The organism is Nocardia sp. Root136, from assembly GCF_001427185.1.
Classification (GTDB): domain Bacteria; phylum Actinomycetota; class Actinomycetes; order Mycobacteriales; family Mycobacteriaceae; genus Nocardia; species Nocardia salmonicida.
Window position 1 is genome coordinate 21,312 of the sequence record NZ_LMFE01000004.1, and the last position, 16,402, is coordinate 37,713.

Consider the following 16,402-nt stretch of genomic DNA (forward strand, 5'->3'; position numbering starts at 1 on the left):
TTCGCGTGGTGCGTGCTAATGCGCGAACGGACGCAGCCGGTCGAAGTATCCGTTGGGCTTGAGCGCGTCGAGGTGTCCGAGCGCGGTGGTCATGTCATCGCTCAACGCCCTGGCCATGTCCGCGGAGAACCCTTCCCGCACCACGATGCGTAATACGGCGATATCGGTGGCGTTGTCCGGCATGGTGTATGCGGGCACCTGCCAACCGTAGGCGCGCAACGCTTCCGAGACGTCGAACTCGGTGTAGCCGGGGTTGCCGGACAGCCGGAAGCTGATCACCGGGATCGCCGAGCCGTCGGTGATCACCTCGAAGTGCTCGCCCTTGCGCAACTGGTCGCCGAGCCATCGCGCGGTCTGTGAGAGGGAATGCATGACCTGGCCGTAGCCGGCGCGGCCGAGCCTCAGGAAGTTGTAGTACTGGCCGATGACCTGATTGCCGGGCCGGGAGAAATTTAGTGTGAAGGTCGGCATGTCGCCACCCAGATAGTTGACCCGGAAGACCAGGTCGTCTGGCAGGTACTCGGGGCTGCGCCACACCACGAACCCGATGCCGGGATAGGTCAGCCCGTATTTGTGACCACTGACATTGATCGACACCACGCGCGGCAACCGGAAGTCCCACTCCAGCTCGGGATGCACGAAGGGCACCACGAAGCCGCCGCTGGCCGCGTCGACGTGCACCGGGATGTCCGGTCCCCCGCCGGCGGCGAGCTGGTCGAGTGCCGCGCAGATCTCGCTGATCGGTTCGAGTTCGCCGGTGAATGTCGTGCCCAATATGGCCACGACGCCGATGGTGTCCTCGTCGACGTTCTCCAGCACCTGCTCGGGCGTGATGACGTAGCGGTCCTTCTCCATCGGCAGATACCTCGGCTCGACGTCGAAGTAGCGGCAGAACTTCTCCCACACCACCTGGACGTTAGAACCCATCACCATGTTGGGTGTGCGGCCCTTCCACCCGTCGCCGACCTTCTCGCGCCACAGCCACTTCATAGCCAGCCCGGCCAGCATCACCGCCTCGCTGGATCCGATTGTCGACACACCCGTGGCGCTGGACGGGTCGTCGTCGCGCAGACCCTCGGCGTGGAACAGGTCGGCGACCATGCACACACACCGCTGTTCGATCGCGGCGGTCGCGGGGTATTCGTCCTTGTCGATCATGTTCTTGTCGAACGTCTCAGCCATCAGCTTCTCGGCCTGGGGATCCATCCACGTCGACACGAAAGTAGCCAGGTTCAGTCGGCTGCTCCCGTCGAGCATCAGTTCGTCGTGGATGAATCGATAGGCGACATCGGGATCCATACTGTCCGCGGGCATTCGCAGCGCGGGTACCGGATTCATCGACAGCCGCCCGGTATAGGCCGGGGCGATCTGCGGAGCGTGCGTGCGTTTGCGCGACATGGAGATCCCTTCGGTTAGAGACCGGCGATGGCGGCTCGGACATGAGTCAGAACGCCGACGCGAACCTCGGCTCCTTCCAAGACGGCGACAACACCCAGGCGCCGGATGTGCTTCGAATGATGCCGTCGGCGAGTCCCGGCTGCTTCACCCGATTCGGATGAAATAGCGTGGGTGGCTCACCACGGAGCTACTCCCGGCCGACATTCGTCAGGTCGCGAGTATCAACCGATTGCGGGTAACGGCCGTTCGTGATCGGGCGTGGGCTCGGGTGCGAGGATCTCGGACAGAAACCGCAGTTGATCGCCGAGCGCCTGCAGGCATCCAGCCGGACTGGCGCGCTTCTACCGGGAACTGCTCGGCGGCACCGTCGAGGACACCGACGAGACATGGGCGGTCCTGACCGATTCGCACGGGCGGCGTCTCGCATTCCAGCTCGCACCCGAATACGAGCCGCCGCAATTCCCGGACCCACGGGGATCGCAACAATTCCACCTCGACATCGAGGTCGACGACATCCAGTCGGCGCAGCGAAATGTGCTGAGTCTCGGCGCTACTCGTGTGACCGACGCTGTCGGCGAAGACAACTTCCGGGTATTCCGCGACCCCGCAGGTCATACGTTCTGCCTCGTGTGGGGAATCACGGCAGCCGATAACTGAGCGATCGGGCAAACGGCCGCGGTTTCCGAGAGCGAGCTCCGTGCCGCAGGCATTCAAATCCCCAGGCCGCATTCCCATTGACGGTGCGTGCCACTTACCACCGAGGCCGTTCAGGTGCTGTGCGTCGGCCGTTCTGGATCTTCTTTCGCATGACTCGGCTTGCTATCGGGGTCGATCCTGTCCGCGCGCTCCCATTCTTTGTCCAGGTCGGCGCGCGATTCCGCGGCGTCGCTGTGGTGCGCCTGCGCCTGCTGGGCGAGCTGGTCGGCATGAGCAGCTTTGGCGTCGGCTTCGGCCTGTGCCGCACGGCTTCGCGCGGCGATCTCCTCCGCCCGCGCTTCCCGCTGTCCGACTTCGAATTCTTGTTCCGCCGCCCGATCGCGGATTTCCGCCGCGTCGACCCGCCGGTGTTCACGCCGACTGCGCATCAAAGCCACAATGACGGCAGCAAGCACAATGACGACTACGACTGCGACGACGATAGTCACGACTACACTGGCGGTGCTCATTCCGCTACTCCTCGCATCCCCCGTGCTGTCCTTACTCAATCGGAATACCCCCGATTGGAAAGACAAACGATGAGCACCTAACCGCTTCCATCCGACATCTCATCCCGAAATGTTGATGTGAAGGGGCGAGGCGCCTCAGGCCAGTGCTACATCGTCGGGGCCGACCAACTGATGCTGGGCCAGGACTCGGGTAGATGGATAGATCCATCGAGGATCAATCGCACCATATCTTCGTAGCCTTCGCGCATTTCGGCGAGATGGTTCCACGCTCGGTGCCGTTGATTGGTGTCCTGGGTGTTGTGTAGCGCCCAGTGAGCGCAGGCAGCGGCCTCGGCGACACGACCGATCACCCCGCCCACCGAATCGATGCCGCGCGGAACACCTGGGCGCGGACGCGGAAGCCGGGCGGTGATCCAGACGTCGATGTCGTGCACGACCTCGACGATCTGTTGGCCGACGCGAACAGCAGTGGGCTCGGCCAGCCAGTCCCGATACAACGATCCGAGAGTGCGAGCCCATCGCGCCAACGGCAGATCACAGTCGGTACGCCCATGGATCGCGGCCACCAACTCCTGTGGCGAGAGGAAGGGCCCGTGTTGGGATGAGATCGAATAGCGAGGAATCGGTGCACTCACCGGCGCGCACCCGACAGACCTGCTCCGGCATGACCGTCCGGGATCTGGACGAAATTCAGATTACCTTCACCGAACAAAGCAACTCCTGACCAGGCAGCACAGGTAGGCGCATGTCCGCCGGGCTCCGCACCGACGCGACGGGCTTTGACAGATTGCGACACACGCCACAACAAGCTACCAGCGGGTAGCCCATGGTGGCCGTGACCAGTCGGCACTCTCAGCAAACCCTTAAATCTGACGCCGGCCTGGGAACCTCTCCCGAATCCCAACCTTGACAGCTGCCGGTCGCAAACGGCCGGCAGCTCGAGATCACAGATCCGATGTCAGCGGGTTGCCCTCGGGGATCGTCCCGCAGCTCGACCCGGCGGACTCACCCGCGAAGCGGGCATCGATCCACGAGACAGCGCCGACGCTCCACACACCCAACGTCGGAATGTGGCTGAGCTCGTCGTACTGCCGGTATTCGACGAAAGGGTTTCCGTCCGCGCAATACTGTCGGGCGAGGCTGCGGACATCACCGGCGACCATGACACCGTCACCGGCGCCGACCGACGGCTTGCTCCCGTCCGTGCCTTCCAGACCTCCGTTGGCGCCCTGGGCGATATAGAGCGGGATGGTCGGTGTCGGCGCGTTCGCGAGGTTGACCTTGCCGACCGCTTCGACAAGGGGCGCAACGGTATTGGGGTCGAGGTACTCGGGCTTGACCATCTGCTGCCAGCTCAGGCCGGGGTACTGGAACAGCACGTTGGCGATCGATGCAGACCGGAGTGCGGCGACTACCTGTGCGCCGTAAGGGCTCAGGTAGGTCGAGAAATCGATGTCATAGGAGCGGGCGACACCGATGATCGCCATGGCGGCCACACCGGACCAGCCGACGCTGCCGCTGACGTAGCGCAGGTTGTGCGCGGGATTGACCAGCAGACCACCCTGGGTCGCGCCGACGAGGTTCGCGGTCACTTCCGGGGCGTATTCCGGTGCCAGCGCCGCGGCCCAGTCGGTCGCGATCGCGCCGCCGGAGTAGCCGACCAGGCCGATTCGCGTCTGAGCCGTGAGCCCAGTGGCCTCGGAACGGACTGCCGCCCGGATCGAGTCGAGTGTGTTCATGCCGTACTCGGGGCCCGCCGCGAAATTCGCCTGCTGCCCTTCGGTATCGGCGATGATCACCGTGTAACCGCGGGCGAGGATGTCGGCGATCACCGTGGCCTCCGAGGTGAGCACCATGCCACCGAAGCTGACATCACCGGCGATCGAACGCGAGGGACCGTGCTCCGGGTCGAGCGAGTCGTAGAAGGACTGGTAGGCGACCGCCCGTGTCGGGTCCACTCCACCGGGCGGGATCAAGATGGAGGTGACGTTGGCACTGGGTCGGTACCGGGCGTCGGTCGTCCGGTACAGCAATTGCACCGCGGTGATCGGCGTGGGGATGCCGGCGAGGTGATAGGTCGTGGTCCGGCTGTCCAGGACGGTGCCGGGCTCCACGTCGGCCAGCGACAAGCTGTCGCGGTAGCTGTAGAACGGGTCCGATACCGCATACACCGGTGGTGCGAACACTGTTGTCGAGGCGAACGCCACCGACAGCGCGGCAATCGCCGACATCATCGGGGCGATCGAGCGTGCATTCTTCAAGAATTTCCCCTGAAATCTGATACCTGACACCGGATGAAATCCAGCAGCCATTTCGAACGAGGCCGAGCGCGGGATCGACACGAATACTCGACCACAACCGGACACAGATATCCGGTTGCTGGAACGTATTCTTAACGCAATCGTCTCGCTAGTCAAGTACGCGAGTTCTAGTCACATAGGGCGCGCTGCAACAGTCCCCAACATTTGCGCGCCACCCATGCTCGTTCCGATTCCGGCGTTTTGTTCAGCAGCGCTCCCAGCATTCCCACGGCCAGGAAGATCTCCTCGGCCGTGACGCCACGGCGCACACTCCCGCGACGACTGTCGTCGGCGAGCTTCTCGTCGAGCAAGGCATACAGGCGGCCGATGATGCCCGCCAGGCGCGGGTCGCTGCTGTCCGCGAGACGAAACAGGTCGAACAGCACCGCGACCTCGACTATCTGGTCGACGATCTCGGCCAGCAGTTCGTCCAGAGTCGAGTCGACATTGGCGACCATCGACTCCAGCTGGCCGAGGTTCTCCTCGAAGACGGCGAGAATGATCGCCTCACGGCTCGGAAAGTGCCGGTACAGGCTGCCTTGACCCACCCCCGCCGTGCGCGCGATCAGGTTCAGCGGAGCGTCCAGCCCGTGCTCGGCGAACGTGGCCTTCGCCGCGACGAGCAGGGCGACGCGATTCTCCGCGGCAGCAGCAGGTCCCCTGTTGGCACGACGTGGCGAGCTCATCCGGGCAACGTTACCCACCAGCCGATCCAGTCCGGCACCGAACTGCGCCGCAAGTGTCGGCAATCTGCGCGCCCAGGTGCCCGACAACGCGGGCGGATCACCCCGACATCGAGCCGTTCACTCCCCCGGTCACCTACCGAAGTTCTATTCGAATACCGAGAATTGGCAGCCGACGAACTAATGTATTTCGAGTATCAAACAATTAAGCCGACGCCAGACGGATTCCGGGACGACGCTGTCCGGAGTATTTACGCCGCCCGGCGTTGACCGATTCGAATGTAGCAGCGACACCCTGACCTACCAACTGAATATTTCAAATTTGTTCGCCTTTCCAAGCACGAATGCACGATTCGTACGCCCCCACAATCCCTACCGTCGAACATCGCAGACCAGGAATTATCCGGACATGACAGTCCGGTTGCGCTAGGGTGCAACTATGCTGGTATCCGCTCCCTCCGACACCACATCCGCGCAGCCCGCACGGCCCGACTACCACCTGACCGTGCGGTGAAGACGGCGATCCCGCGCACGGAACGCCACGGTGGCGAGTCGACGCCCACCCCTGTGGCGAACAAGGCATCGGCGGTCGAATGGCTCGCGGCTTTCGCGCTGCGGATGCGGTCGGAGTCCGAGTCCGAACTGATCTTGTCCGCTGTCGACTCCGCGATCCAGGAGACGTTCCCGCACTACCTCGCCGATGTCGAGGTCCATCGGGAAGTCCGGGCAGCCACCAGAGCCCATTGGTTGGGCTTCCTCGCGGTGATAGGGCGCACGCAGTTCGAGGCACGTCCACCCACCGAGGCCATGGACGGCGCGCGGACCGTGGCGCGCCGCGGCTACGGCGTCGACATGCTGCTCAAGACCTACCGAGCCGCGCAGCGGGGGTTGTGGCGATACATCACCCAGGTGCTCCACCAGCAGATCCCCGATCCTGAGCTGCGCGGGGCCGTGCTGGTCATCTTCTGGGAACACAGCACGCAGTGGCTCGATACCTGCCTCGACGGCATCGTCGCCGCGTATATGAACGAGCGTGAGCACCACACCCGCAACTTCGACGCCCAGCGCACGGAGATCGTTCAGGCCATACTGCGCGGGGAGCCGGCGCCCTCAGCCGATTCGCCCGACTATCTCGGATACCCGATGGACAACTCCCATGTCGCGATCGTTCTCTGGACCGACCGCGAGGTGCCCGCTCGACACGCGACCGGTCTGCTTCGCGAGCACGCGTCCCATATCGCCTACGCCCTCGGGGCGCCACCGCCGCTGCTGATCAGCAGCGGCGTCCACGGCCTGTGGGCCTGGATGGCAACCTCGCATCTCCCGGACATCGCTGATGTACCGGTGCCGCCGATCGCGCACATTCATCTCGCGATCGGTACCCCGCGTTCCGGACTGGCGGGCTTTCGGCGCAGCCACCTGGAAGCCGGTGCCGCTCAGCGGATCGCGACCAGCGCGCGCAATACGAGCGCGGTCACCTTCTACCGGGACGTCGACCTGGTCTGCTTGCTCACCGGCGACGGAGATATCGACTCCGTGCGCGCGCTCATCGAGCGCGAACTCGGCCAACTCGCCGATCGGAGCGAGCCGACCGCCCGTCTTCGCGACACGGTGCTCGAATACCTGTGCGCCGGAGGCAATATCGACGCGACCGCGAGTCTGCTCGGAGTGCACGGCAACACCGTCCGGTATCGGCTCAGACAGGCGGAGCGCCGCCTGGGTCATACGATCGAGAGCCGACGGGTCCACATCGAGCTCGCGCTGCGCTGCCTCAGCGTCTACGGCGACGAACTACTCCCAGCGTTGTAGGCCGACAGGTGCCGGGCGGGCGGCGCCGTGCCGCTGTGCGACATGGTCGTCCCAGACGGCGCGACGTTGCTCGTCGCTCATCGCCAACAGCCTGGTCAGTCTCGCGCCCTGTACCTCGTCGACCGGAGTGAAGATCTGCACCCAGGCACCGTCGATCAGTGGCAGGGACAGGTTGGTGAGATGCAGGGTGATCGATCCGATGGCCAGGTGCCGGGCCTCTTTGATCAAGCTGATCGGCACCGCCACATCGTTGCTCACCCACAGCGTCGCGAAAGCGGGCCTGTCGGTACACAATCCGTGGACCAAGCCCTGCCATGCCGGGTCGTCGAAGTGCGCCGATCCCGGTATCCAGGTGGTACTGGTACCCGGATCGGCGTGGGCGCCGGTCGTCAGCGGGCGATGGCCAGGTACTGCACCTCCTGGTATTCCTCCAGCCCGGTGCTGCCGCCTTCTCGGCCCAGCCCGGAGGACTTCATCCCGCCGAAGGGTGCGGCCGGGTCGGAGATCGCGCCGGTGTTGACGCCGACCATGCCGGTCTGGAGTGCTTCGGCGAAATCGAGGGTGTCGCCGAAGTTTTCACCGAACACGTAACCGGCCAAGCCGGAATCGGTGTCGTTGGCCAGGTGCAGCGCTTCTGCCGGGTCGGTGAAGGTGCGGATCGCGGTGACGGGGCCGAATACCTCCGAATTCCACAGGCGGGTCCGGGTGTCGACGTCGGTCAGGACCGCGGGTCGGAGGAAGTGCCCGGATCCGTCGATCTCGGCGCCGACGGTGTGCAGGTGTGCGCCATGGCTGACCGCTTCCTCGATGAGCGCGGTGATCCGCCGCACCGCCGCGTCGTCGATCACGGGTCCGATGCGGGTGGATTCGTCGAGGCCCTCGCCCACCGGCAGCGCGGCGACGGCGGTGCGGAATCGTTCGGTGAACTCCGCTGCCAACGAGTGGTGAACCAGGAAGCGGTCGGCGGCGACGCAGGTCTGTCCGGCGTTGCGCAGTTTGGCGAGCACCGCGCCGTCGACGGCCTTGTCCAGATCGGCGGACTCCAGCACGACGAAGGGCGCGTTGCCGCCGAGTTCCATCGAGGCCCGCAGGACTCCTTGCGCGGCTTGTCCGAGCAGGGTGCGGCCGACGGCGGTGGAGCCGGTGAAGGTGACCTTGCGTAGCCGCCGGTCGGCCAGAATCGGCGCCGACACCAGCGGCGCGCGCGAGGTCGTCACACAGTTGACGACTCCCGGTGGCAGTCCTGCTTCGACTAGGATCCGCATGAATTCCAGTGCGGTGAGCGGGGTCTGGGGCGCGGGCTTGAGCACGACGGTGCAGCCCGCGGCGAGCGCGGGGGCCACCTTGCGGGTGACCATGGCCAGGGGGAAATTCCACGGTGTGATCGCGTAGACCGGGCCGACCGGCTGTTTCCGGACAGCGATGCGGCGGCCGCCGCTCGGTGCCGGGAAGTAGGCACCGCTGCCGCGGGTGGTCTCCTCGGCGAACCAGCGCAGGAACTCGGCGCCGTAGGCGACTTCGCCGCGTGCCTCGGCGAGCGGCTTGCCCATTTCCAGGGTGATCGTGCGCGCGATCCGCTCGGCGTCGGCATGGAGCAGGCGGAACGCGCGCAGGAGGATGTCGCTGCGGTGGCGCGCATCGGTGGCCGCCCAGTCCTGCTGCGCGGCGGCCGCGGCGTCCAACGCGGCCAGGGCTGTCACGTCGTCGCCGTCGGCGACGGTCGCGATCTGTGCGCCGGTGGCGGGGTTGTGCACGGGCATCGTCGTCGTGCTGTCCACCCAGTCGCCGCCGAGGAACTGCGCGACCGGGAGGTCGGAAAGAGTGGATGTCATCGGGTGGGCCTTTCCGGTGCGAAGACGATCACCTGGCGCACAGCCGCACCGTCGGCGAGCTGATCCATCGCCTCGTTGAGGTCGTCGAGTCCGATGCGGGCGGAGATCAGTTTCTCGACCGGCAGCCGACCTGCCCGCCACATCTGCTCGTAACGAGGGATGTCGCGCGCCGGTACGGCCGAGCCGAGGTAGCTTCCGACCACGGTGCGGGCCTCGGCGGTGAACATCAGCGGTGACAGTGTCACGGTGGCCGACGGGGCGGGCAGGCCGACGGTGACGGTGGTTCCACCGGCAGCGGTGGCCAGAAAGGCGGTTTCGAAAGCGGCAGGGTGACCGGCGCACTCGATCACGTAGCGCGCTCGAATTCCTTGCGCCGCAACCTGTTCGGGTGTGTACGTTTCGGTGGCGCCGAGGTCGCGGGCGGCCTCGAGCTTGGCGGGCAGGCGGTCGACCGCCACGATGCGCCGCACGCCGATCGCGGTCGCGGTGAGCAGCGCGGCCATTCCCACACCACCCAGCCCGACCACCATCAGGTCGTCCTCGGGGCCCGGGTCGGCGACATTGAGTACGGCGCCACCGCCGGTGAGCACGGCGCACCCCAACAGTGCCGCCACCTCCGGGGGCACATCAGCACCGACCGCGACGACCGAAGCCTGGTCGATCACGGCGTGCGTCGCGAATCCGGAGACGCCGAGGTGATGGCGCACCGGCTGTCCGGCCCTGGTCAGCCTGCCGGGGTGGTGCAGGAGTTCACCCGCGGTGTTGGCTCGGGTTCCTTCGGTGCAGGGCAGCGCCCCGCCGCGGGCGCACGCCGCACAGCGCTCGCAGCGCGGCAGAAACGACATGACCACCCGGTCGCCGACGGCCAGATCGTCGACCTGCTCGCCGAGAGTCACCACGATGCCCGCCGCTTCGTGACCGAGCAGCATGGGTAGCGGCCGCAACCGATTGCCGTCGACCACACTGAGATCGGAGTGGCACACACCGGCTGCTTCGATGCGGACCAGCACCTCGGTCGGACCCGGTTCATCGAGTTCGAGGTCGTAGACCCCGATCGGTCGCGACGACGCGAAGGGCCGCGGCCGGTCGGGGTGGTCCAGGACCGCGCCACGGATGCGCATCAGATCTCCGCCTTCTCGGGCTCGGCCAGCAGACCCGACAGGTAACGCAAGTGATCGCTGGTGTCGCCGAGGGTGTGCTCGATGGTGGTGAGCCTCGCGGTGTAGTGGCCGACCGGGTATTCGGCGGTCATGCCGATGCCGCCGTGCAGCTGGATCGCCTGTTGGCCGATGTGTTTGCCGGAGAGGTCGATCCGCCGCTTCGCGCGAGAGGCCACCGTCGGGTCGACTACTCCGTCCGCCAGGGACATCGCCGCGTACAGGCTCATGCTGCGGGCCAGTTCCAGCGAGACGTACATGTCCGCGGCTCGGTGAGTGAGGGCCTGGAAGGTGCGCAGTGCGACACCGAACTGCTTGCGGGTCTTCAGATATTCGGTGGTGAGGCGCAGCGCCTCGGCCATCGCACCCACCGCTTCGGCACCCAGTGCGGCTTGGGTGGTGATCACGGCTTCGTCGATGACGGCACCGGCGTCGAGGCTGGTGCCGAGCAGTTCGGCGGGCGCATTACGCAATTCGATATCGGCACCGCGACGCCCGTCGTAGGTGCGGTAGGCGGTGCGCACGACCGCCGGGTCACGGGCCTCGACCAGGAACAGTGCGGTCTCGCCGGTGGGCACCACGGCCGAGACGATCAGCCGGTCGGCCCGATCCCCATAGGACACAGGGCTTTTGCGCCCGGTCAGCGTCCACTGGGTTCCGCTGTCCAGTGCCAGGGTTTCCACCTGCGTGTACGGCCAACGGAGGCCGGGCTCGGCCTGGGCGAAGGCGAACAGCTGCTCGCCCTCGACGATGCCGGGCAGCAGGGCCGCGCGCTGGTCCGGGGTGCCTGCCCGGCCGATCAGGAGGGCTGGCAGCAGAGCACAGTCGAAGACCGGTTCCGGCGCCAGGGTGCGGCCCAGTTCCTCCAGGGCGAGCATGGTTTCGATGGGGCCGCCGCCGATGCCGCCGTCCTCGGCCGACACGGTCAGCCCGAGCAGTCCGATCTCGGCGAAGGCCGCCCACACCTTCGGATCCCAGCCGGGATCATCGGCGATCACCTCCGCGCGGCGTTCGTGGGTGTAGTGGCGGGTGAGCACGCTGCGCACGGTGTCGCGCAGCATGGTCTGTTCAGTGGTGAAGGTGAAATCCATGGCGAGTACTCACAGTCCGAGGATGGTCGAGGCGATGATGGTGCGCTGCACTTCGTTCGATCCTCCGTAGATGGAGGTCTTGCGGTAGTTGAGGTATCCGGCGATGGTGCGGCGCGCCCAGTCGTCGGTCTCGCCCACCCGGGCCACGGCGGCGGGGCCCGCGATGTCGACGAGCAGTTCGGTGACGGCCTGCTGCAGTTCGGTGCCGCGCAGTTTGAGAATCGAGGAGACGGGGTTGGGGGCACCGCCGCTCGAGCTCGCCGCGACCCTCAGCTGCACCAGCTCCAGCGCCAGCAGCTCGTTGTCGAGGTCGGCGATCCGGGCCGCGAAGGCCGCGTCGTCGAGGAGCGTGCCGGTGCCGAGCCTGGTCTGGGCGGCGTATTCCTTCGCCAACTCCAGGCGAACCTTGGTCTGCCCGACCGCGGCGATGCCGGTGCGTTCGTTGCCGAGCAGGAATTTGGCGTAGGTCCAGCCCTGGTTCTCCTGGCCGACCAGCTGGTCGGCCGGGACGCGCACGTTCTCCAGGAACACCTCGTTGACCTCGAAGCCACCGTCGATCAGCTCGATCGGCCGCACCGTCACCCCGGGGGTGTCCATGGCGAACAGCAGCATCGAGATGCCCGCCTGCTTCTTCGGTGCGGTGGGGTCGGTGCGGACCAGGCAGAACATCCAGTCCGCGCTCTGAGCGGCGGTGGTCCAGGTCTTCTGCCCGTTGACCACGTAGTCGTCGCCGTCGCGCACCGCGACGGTGCGCAGCGAGGCCAGGTCGGATCCGGCGTCGGGCTCGGAGAAGCCCTGGCACCACCAGATGTCGAGATTCGCCGTCGCGGGCAGGAATCGCTGCTTGAGCTCGGGCGAGCCGAACTCGGCGAGCACCGGTCCGATCATGTTGGCGTTGAAGGTGAGCGGCTCCGGCACCGAGGCGAGCTGCATTTCGTGATGCCAGATGTGGTGCTGCACCGCCGACCAGTCCCGCCCGCCCCATTCGACGGGCCAGTTCGGGACGGCCAGCCCGGCGCTGTTGAGGATGCGCTGGGTGCTGACGTAGTCGTTCTTGCTCAGCTCGTGCATGTGCCGGTTCCGCCGACGGATGTCCGCGGGAATCTCTCGGTCGAAGAAGGCACGCAGCTCGTCGCGGAAGGCGAGCTCGTCCTCGGTGAAGGCCAGTTGCATGGTCCAGTATGTTACATAGAGTTCCTCGTGTATCAAATGGAAGCAGGATCCGGCACATGAGCACTTCCTTCGCGACGGCCCGATCCGGCACCCGTCACAGCACCCAGCGCGGTCGGCTCGTCACGGCCGCGCGGGCGAGCTTCACCGCGCACGGCTATCACGGCACCACGATGGACACCGTGAGCGCTGTCGCCGACGTCACCAAACCCGTTCTCTACCGGTACTTCTCGACCAAGAGCGCGCTCTACCTCGCGGTGATTCTGGAGTACCTGGCCGAGCTCACCGACCGGCTGAGTGAGGTCCGCGACGCGGCGAGCTCCGACTTCGACCGGGTGTGGCGCACCGTGGAGGTCCTGTTCGACCTCGTCGAATCCGGCCCGCATTCCACACCGACGCTGGTCTTCAATTCCGGCGCTCTCGGCGACCACGCTGTCGAGGCCCGAATTGCCACGGCCCTGGCCGAATTCGTCGCCACGCTGGCCACTCATCTCCATCCCGACGACGTCGGTCGGCATCGGACCCGGCTGCTCGCCTACGGCCTCATCGGGGCGACACTGGCGGCGGCAGACGAATGGCACCGCACACGGCAACCGATACCGCGACGGTCGGCGCTGGACGCCATCGCCGGGTGGTACTGCGCGGGCGTGCGGGAGACGAGCAGCTACACCTAGGCCCGCAGCAGGGCGACCTGGACACGACTCAGTCGCTCCACGTCACCTTGGAAACCCGCCACGGCGTCGTTGTACAGGAACGCTTCCCACAGCCGGACCAGGGCGTACGCGAGGGTGGCGCGATCGATGGGCGGCTGATAGCCCTGCTCCTCGGCACGTTCGAGCAGACCCTCGACGATCGAGACCGCCGCCGGGTGCACCACCCCGTCGCTGCGGGTGATCACGCGCAATGCCGCCGTGGATTCCTGATCGAAGTAGGTGCGCAGCGAACCATCCTCGACCAGCCAGTGAATGGCGTTGTCGAGAATCTCGACGAGCCGTTCCCCGCCGGTGGCGGTGCTGCGCCGTTCGGCGTAGGCGACCATCCGCTCGAGCTGGCGCGCCAACGCCGCGCCGACCAGTCCGTCCCGGGAGCCGAACCACCGGTAGATACTGGTGCGGCCGAGACCGAGTTGGGCGGCAATGGCATTCGCGTCGACCCGCTTACCGGCCAGGAAGGCCTCGACGGCCGCGTCGAGCACGGCGTCACGGCTGGCCCCGGCCGGGCGGCCGGGCGCTCGAGTTCCTTCGGTGCGTGCCACGCCCGACAGCATAGGGCGCGCTGCGGCTATCCGATCTCAGCCCTCCGCCGACCCGGCCCGGATCGGCGTGACCGTCTAGGGTTTGCGGCCGACGCCGGCGACGATGCAGTTGCGAACGTCAGAGAGCGGGGTGAGGTGGGGGCCGTCGGACCACCAGTCGTCGCAGCGGACGAGGCCGGGTTCGATCATCTCGAGAGTGCCGAACATCGCCTGGATTTCGTCGCGGGTGCGGAAGCGCCCACTGCCCATCGGGCTGTGGATGAACTTCTCTTCCATCTTCTTGGCGAGCTCGCTGTACTCGGCGGTCTCCGGGTCGTGGAAGTGGGCGATCGCCACGAATGAACCCGAGGGCAGTGCGTCGATGTAGGTCTGCATCAGGGCGGGGCCGTCCTCGCCCAGGTAGTGGTGCAGCGTGCCGATGTGGAACAGGGCCAGCGGACGGGTGAAGTCGAGTTCGCGGCGCACCGTGGGGTTTCCGAGAACTTCCAGGGGCCGGAAGATGTCGGCTTCGGCGATGCGGGTGCGGCTGTTGCTCGCCAATAACGCCTGCGCATGCACGAGAACCGAGGGGTCGTTGTCGACGTAGACGACCTTGGACCCGGGGTTGACCCGCTGGACCACCTGGTGGGTGTTCTCCGCGGTGGGCAGACCCGATCCGAGATCGAGGAACTGGTCGATGCCCGCCCTGGCCAGGAACCGGCAGGCGCGGATGAGGAAATCACGGTTGGCCCAGGCCAGATCGTTGACCTGCGGGGCGACGGTGCGGACCTGTTCCAGCACTTGGCGATCCACGTCGAAGTTGTCTTTGCCGTTGAGCGCGGCGTCGTAGACACGCGCGATACTCGCACGGGTGGTGTCGACCCCGACCGGAACAGCGCTGGGGTAGGCGGCAGAAGAATGCGACATCGGTAGCGCCTTTCGAGCATCGGAGCCGAGGGAGACGATTTCAGCCTAGAGCATCGGTTGCGTTGGCAGACAAGCTATTCCGACCCGCGCCCGGCCCGGACGCGAAGCCGGGTACCCGGAGTACCCGTATCGGTGGGCTCCTATTCCTCCAGCACCTGCCGGTCCCACGATCAGAGCATGATCCAGATGCTCGAACCGGCCCCGGCGCCCGATTCGGTGGTGGGCAGGCGTTCGATCGCCGTGCTCGTCGTGATCCTCACCGGCCAATTCATGGCGGTGCTCGGCGGCTCCATCGTCAATGTCGCCATTCCGTCTATTCGCTCGAACCTCGATACCGGCGGGGCCGCACTGCAATTGATCGTCGCCGGCTATGTGATCGCCTACGCGGTGTTGCTGATCGGTGATGCGCGCCTGGGTGACCGGTTCACTCAGCGGCGCACCTTCATCGCGGGCCTGGTGGTGTTCACCCTGGCCTCACTCGCCTGCGGGTCGGCGTGGAACGAGCAGTCGCTCATCGTGTTCCGGTTCGCTCAGGGCATCGGCGCGGCCGGTATGGCGCCACAGGTGATGACGCTGATCCAGCGCACGTTCACCGGAGCGGCACGGGCCAGGGCGCCGAGCATCTATGCGGCGATCGTCTCCGGAGGCCTGCTGGCGGGCCAGATTCTGGGCGGGTTGATCGTCGACGCGAACCTGGGCGGCACTGGTTGGCGTGAGGTGTTCCTGGTGAATGTGCCGATCGGGCTCGCCCTGCTGGTGCTGGCGCCGCGCGTGCTTCCGGTGGCCGTCGCGCGCACCGACCGGACGATCGACGGGCTGGGTTCGGTGACGCTGACAGCCACCGTGCTGTTGTTGGTCGTGCCGCTGGTGCTCGGGCGAGAACTCGGGTTTCCACTGTGGTCGTGGCTGTGGCTCGGGGCGGGGCGTGCTGGGGCTGGTCGTGTTCGTGCTGGTCGAGCGGTCGGTCGCCAGGCGAGGTCGAGATCCGCTGTTCGCGCCGCAGGCGCTCGGCGCGCCCGGTCTGCTCGCGACGGCGGCGACCCTGCTCCTGGTGATGGGGGCCTTCGGCGGGTGGCTGTTCGTGAGCGCCATTCACATGCAGAGCGATCTCGGTTACGGCGCGCTGCGAGCGGGCGCGCAGTTCTTGCCGATGGGTGCCACGTTCGCGGTGGTCGGCCTGTCCTGGCATCGGGTCCCAGTCCGCCTGCACGCGAGGATGATTCTGTTCGGGCTGGTGGTGAGCGCGGCCTCACTGGGCTGGCTGGCGTGGTTGCTGGGCGACGGTGCGGGAATCGGATTCGTGGCATCGATCGCGTTCGCGCTGTTCGGCCTGGGTAACGGGCCTGCCTTCAGCCCCTTGATGACACGGGCCCTGGCCGCGGTGCCGGTGACGCTCGCCGCCGACGCCAGCGGCATTCTCGTCACCAGTGTGCAGCTGGGGACCGTGGTCGGAATCGCAGGCCTCGGGTCGGTGTTCTTCGAATTGGCCGGAACGAGCGCGTCATCTGCTGCCGATGCGGTCGCGGTCGTCTATCTGATCGGCGTCGCGATCACGCTTGTCGCTGCCGCTTCGGCCGCGCTCGCCGTGCGCAGGGTCACCCACTGAACGTGCCGATCGCGTGGTCACCGGTCCTG

At 66.5% G+C, this 16,402-nt stretch carries 16 protein-coding genes and 2 pseudogenes; 5 read left to right on the plus strand and 13 right to left on the minus strand.

What is annotated here, in order from left to right; all coding sequences use genetic code 11:
* Positions 1-15: 15 nt before the first annotated feature.
* Positions 16-1,398, minus strand: coding sequence for a glutamate decarboxylase (locus ASD42_RS15900; protein WP_056817418.1), 1,383 nt, complete (start codon positions 1,396-1,398; stop codon positions 16-18).
* 324 nt (positions 1,399-1,722) lie between these two features.
* Between ASD42_RS15900 and ASD42_RS33855 the strand changes: the two are divergent.
* Positions 1,723-2,055: pseudogene (locus tag ASD42_RS33855) on the plus strand (VOC family protein); the annotation flags it as partial.
* Between the two features lie 110 nt (positions 2,056-2,165).
* On the opposite strand, the gene ASD42_RS15905 reads toward ASD42_RS33855, so the two are convergent.
* From ASD42_RS15905 to ASD42_RS15920, 4 genes are all read right to left on the minus strand, one after another.
* Positions 2,166-2,564 (minus strand): hypothetical protein, encoded by a 399-nt coding sequence (locus tag ASD42_RS15905; protein ID WP_063893657.1) that lies wholly within the window; start codon positions 2,562-2,564, stop codon positions 2,166-2,168.
* 146 nt (positions 2,565-2,710) lie between these two features.
* The gene (locus ASD42_RS15910; protein ID WP_056817422.1) at positions 2,711-3,130 is read right to left on the minus strand and encodes a hypothetical protein; all 420 of its coding nucleotides are present in this window, start codon (positions 3,128-3,130) and stop codon (positions 2,711-2,713) included.
* A 378-nt stretch (positions 3,131-3,508) separates the two neighbouring features.
* Positions 3,509-4,825: a lipase family protein gene (locus ASD42_RS15915; RefSeq protein WP_235569599.1), complete on the minus strand. Its 1,317-nt coding sequence runs from the start codon at positions 4,823-4,825 to the stop codon at positions 3,509-3,511.
* A 167-nt stretch (positions 4,826-4,992) separates the two neighbouring features.
* Positions 4,993-5,550: a TetR/AcrR family transcriptional regulator gene (locus tag ASD42_RS15920; protein ID WP_056817424.1), complete on the minus strand. Its 558-nt coding sequence runs from the start codon at positions 5,548-5,550 to the stop codon at positions 4,993-4,995.
* 507 nt (positions 5,551-6,057) lie between these two features.
* Here ASD42_RS15920 and ASD42_RS15925 point away from each other — a divergent pair.
* A complete protein-coding gene (locus ASD42_RS15925) occupies positions 6,058-7,356 on the plus strand; it encodes a PucR family transcriptional regulator (protein WP_131816475.1) in 1,299 nt (432 codons plus the stop codon).
* On the opposite strand, the gene ASD42_RS15930 is transcribed toward ASD42_RS15925, so the two are convergent.
* The 5 genes from ASD42_RS15930 to ASD42_RS15950 are packed head-to-tail and all read right to left on the minus strand — an operon-like array spanning position 7,339 to position 12,609.
* Positions 7,339-7,782: an MmyB family transcriptional regulator gene (locus tag ASD42_RS15930; protein ID WP_327152911.1), complete on the minus strand. Its 444-nt coding sequence runs from the start codon at positions 7,780-7,782 to the stop codon at positions 7,339-7,341. The two genes, ASD42_RS15925 and ASD42_RS15930, sit on opposite strands and share 18 nt — an antisense overlap.
* Positions 7,746-9,188 carry an NAD-dependent succinate-semialdehyde dehydrogenase gene (locus ASD42_RS15935; protein ID WP_056817430.1) on the minus strand — a complete coding sequence of 481 codons (1,443 nt, stop codon included), beginning with the start codon at positions 9,186-9,188 and terminating at the stop codon, positions 7,746-7,748. The genes ASD42_RS15930 and ASD42_RS15935 overlap by 37 nt, the downstream gene beginning before the upstream one ends.
* Positions 9,185-10,309 (minus strand): alcohol dehydrogenase catalytic domain-containing protein, encoded by a 1,125-nt coding sequence (locus tag ASD42_RS15940; RefSeq protein WP_056817432.1) that lies wholly within the window; start codon positions 10,307-10,309, stop codon positions 9,185-9,187. Before ASD42_RS15940 ends, ASD42_RS15935 begins: the two co-directional genes overlap by 4 nt.
* Positions 10,309-11,436, minus strand: a complete 1,128-nt coding sequence (locus tag ASD42_RS15945; RefSeq protein ID WP_056817434.1) for an acyl-CoA dehydrogenase family protein — start codon at positions 11,434-11,436, stop codon at positions 10,309-10,311. Before ASD42_RS15945 ends, ASD42_RS15940 begins: the two co-directional genes overlap by 1 nt.
* Positions 11,437-11,445: 9 nt before the next feature.
* The gene (locus tag ASD42_RS15950) at positions 11,446-12,609 is read right to left on the minus strand and encodes an acyl-CoA dehydrogenase family protein (RefSeq protein WP_056817436.1); all 1,164 of its coding nucleotides are present in this window, start codon (positions 12,607-12,609) and stop codon (positions 11,446-11,448) included.
* Positions 12,610-12,665: 56 nt separating this feature from the next.
* Between ASD42_RS15950 and ASD42_RS15955 the strand changes: the two genes are divergently transcribed.
* The gene (locus ASD42_RS15955) at positions 12,666-13,280 is read left to right on the plus strand and encodes a TetR/AcrR family transcriptional regulator (RefSeq protein ID WP_056817437.1); all 615 of its coding nucleotides are present in this window, start codon (positions 12,666-12,668) and stop codon (positions 13,278-13,280) included.
* Here ASD42_RS15955 and ASD42_RS15960 read toward each other — a convergent pair.
* The 3 genes from ASD42_RS15960 to ASD42_RS35315 all read right to left on the minus strand — a co-directional run bounded on the left by ASD42_RS15960 (position 13,277) and on the right by ASD42_RS35315 (position 15,075).
* Positions 13,277-13,861, minus strand: coding sequence for a QsdR family transcriptional regulator (locus ASD42_RS15960; protein ID WP_235569603.1), 585 nt, complete (start codon positions 13,859-13,861; stop codon positions 13,277-13,279). The genes ASD42_RS15955 and ASD42_RS15960 overlap by 4 nt on opposite strands.
* Positions 13,862-13,936: 75 nt before the next feature.
* On the minus strand, positions 13,937-14,767 hold the full coding sequence (locus tag ASD42_RS15965; RefSeq protein WP_056817442.1) for an SAM-dependent methyltransferase: 831 nt from the start codon (positions 14,765-14,767) through the stop codon (positions 13,937-13,939).
* Between the two features lie 170 nt (positions 14,768-14,937).
* Entirely contained in the window at positions 14,938-15,075 is a 138-nt protein-coding gene (locus tag ASD42_RS35315; protein WP_235569628.1) for a hypothetical protein, read from the minus strand.
* On the opposite strand from ASD42_RS35315, the pseudogene ASD42_RS35320 reads away from it, so the two are divergent.
* Together ASD42_RS35320 and ASD42_RS35325 are read left to right on the plus strand one after the other, a co-directional pair.
* Positions 15,038-15,529, plus strand: a pseudogene (locus tag ASD42_RS35320) (MFS transporter); the annotation flags it as partial. The gene ASD42_RS35315 and the pseudogene ASD42_RS35320 sit on opposite strands and share 38 nt — an antisense overlap.
* Before the next feature lie 163 nt (positions 15,530-15,692).
* Positions 15,693-16,373 carry a hypothetical protein gene (locus ASD42_RS35325; protein ID WP_056817443.1) on the plus strand — a complete coding sequence of 227 codons (681 nt, stop codon included), beginning with the start codon at positions 15,693-15,695 and terminating at the stop codon, positions 16,371-16,373.
* The last annotated feature ends 29 nt before the right edge of the window (positions 16,374-16,402 follow it).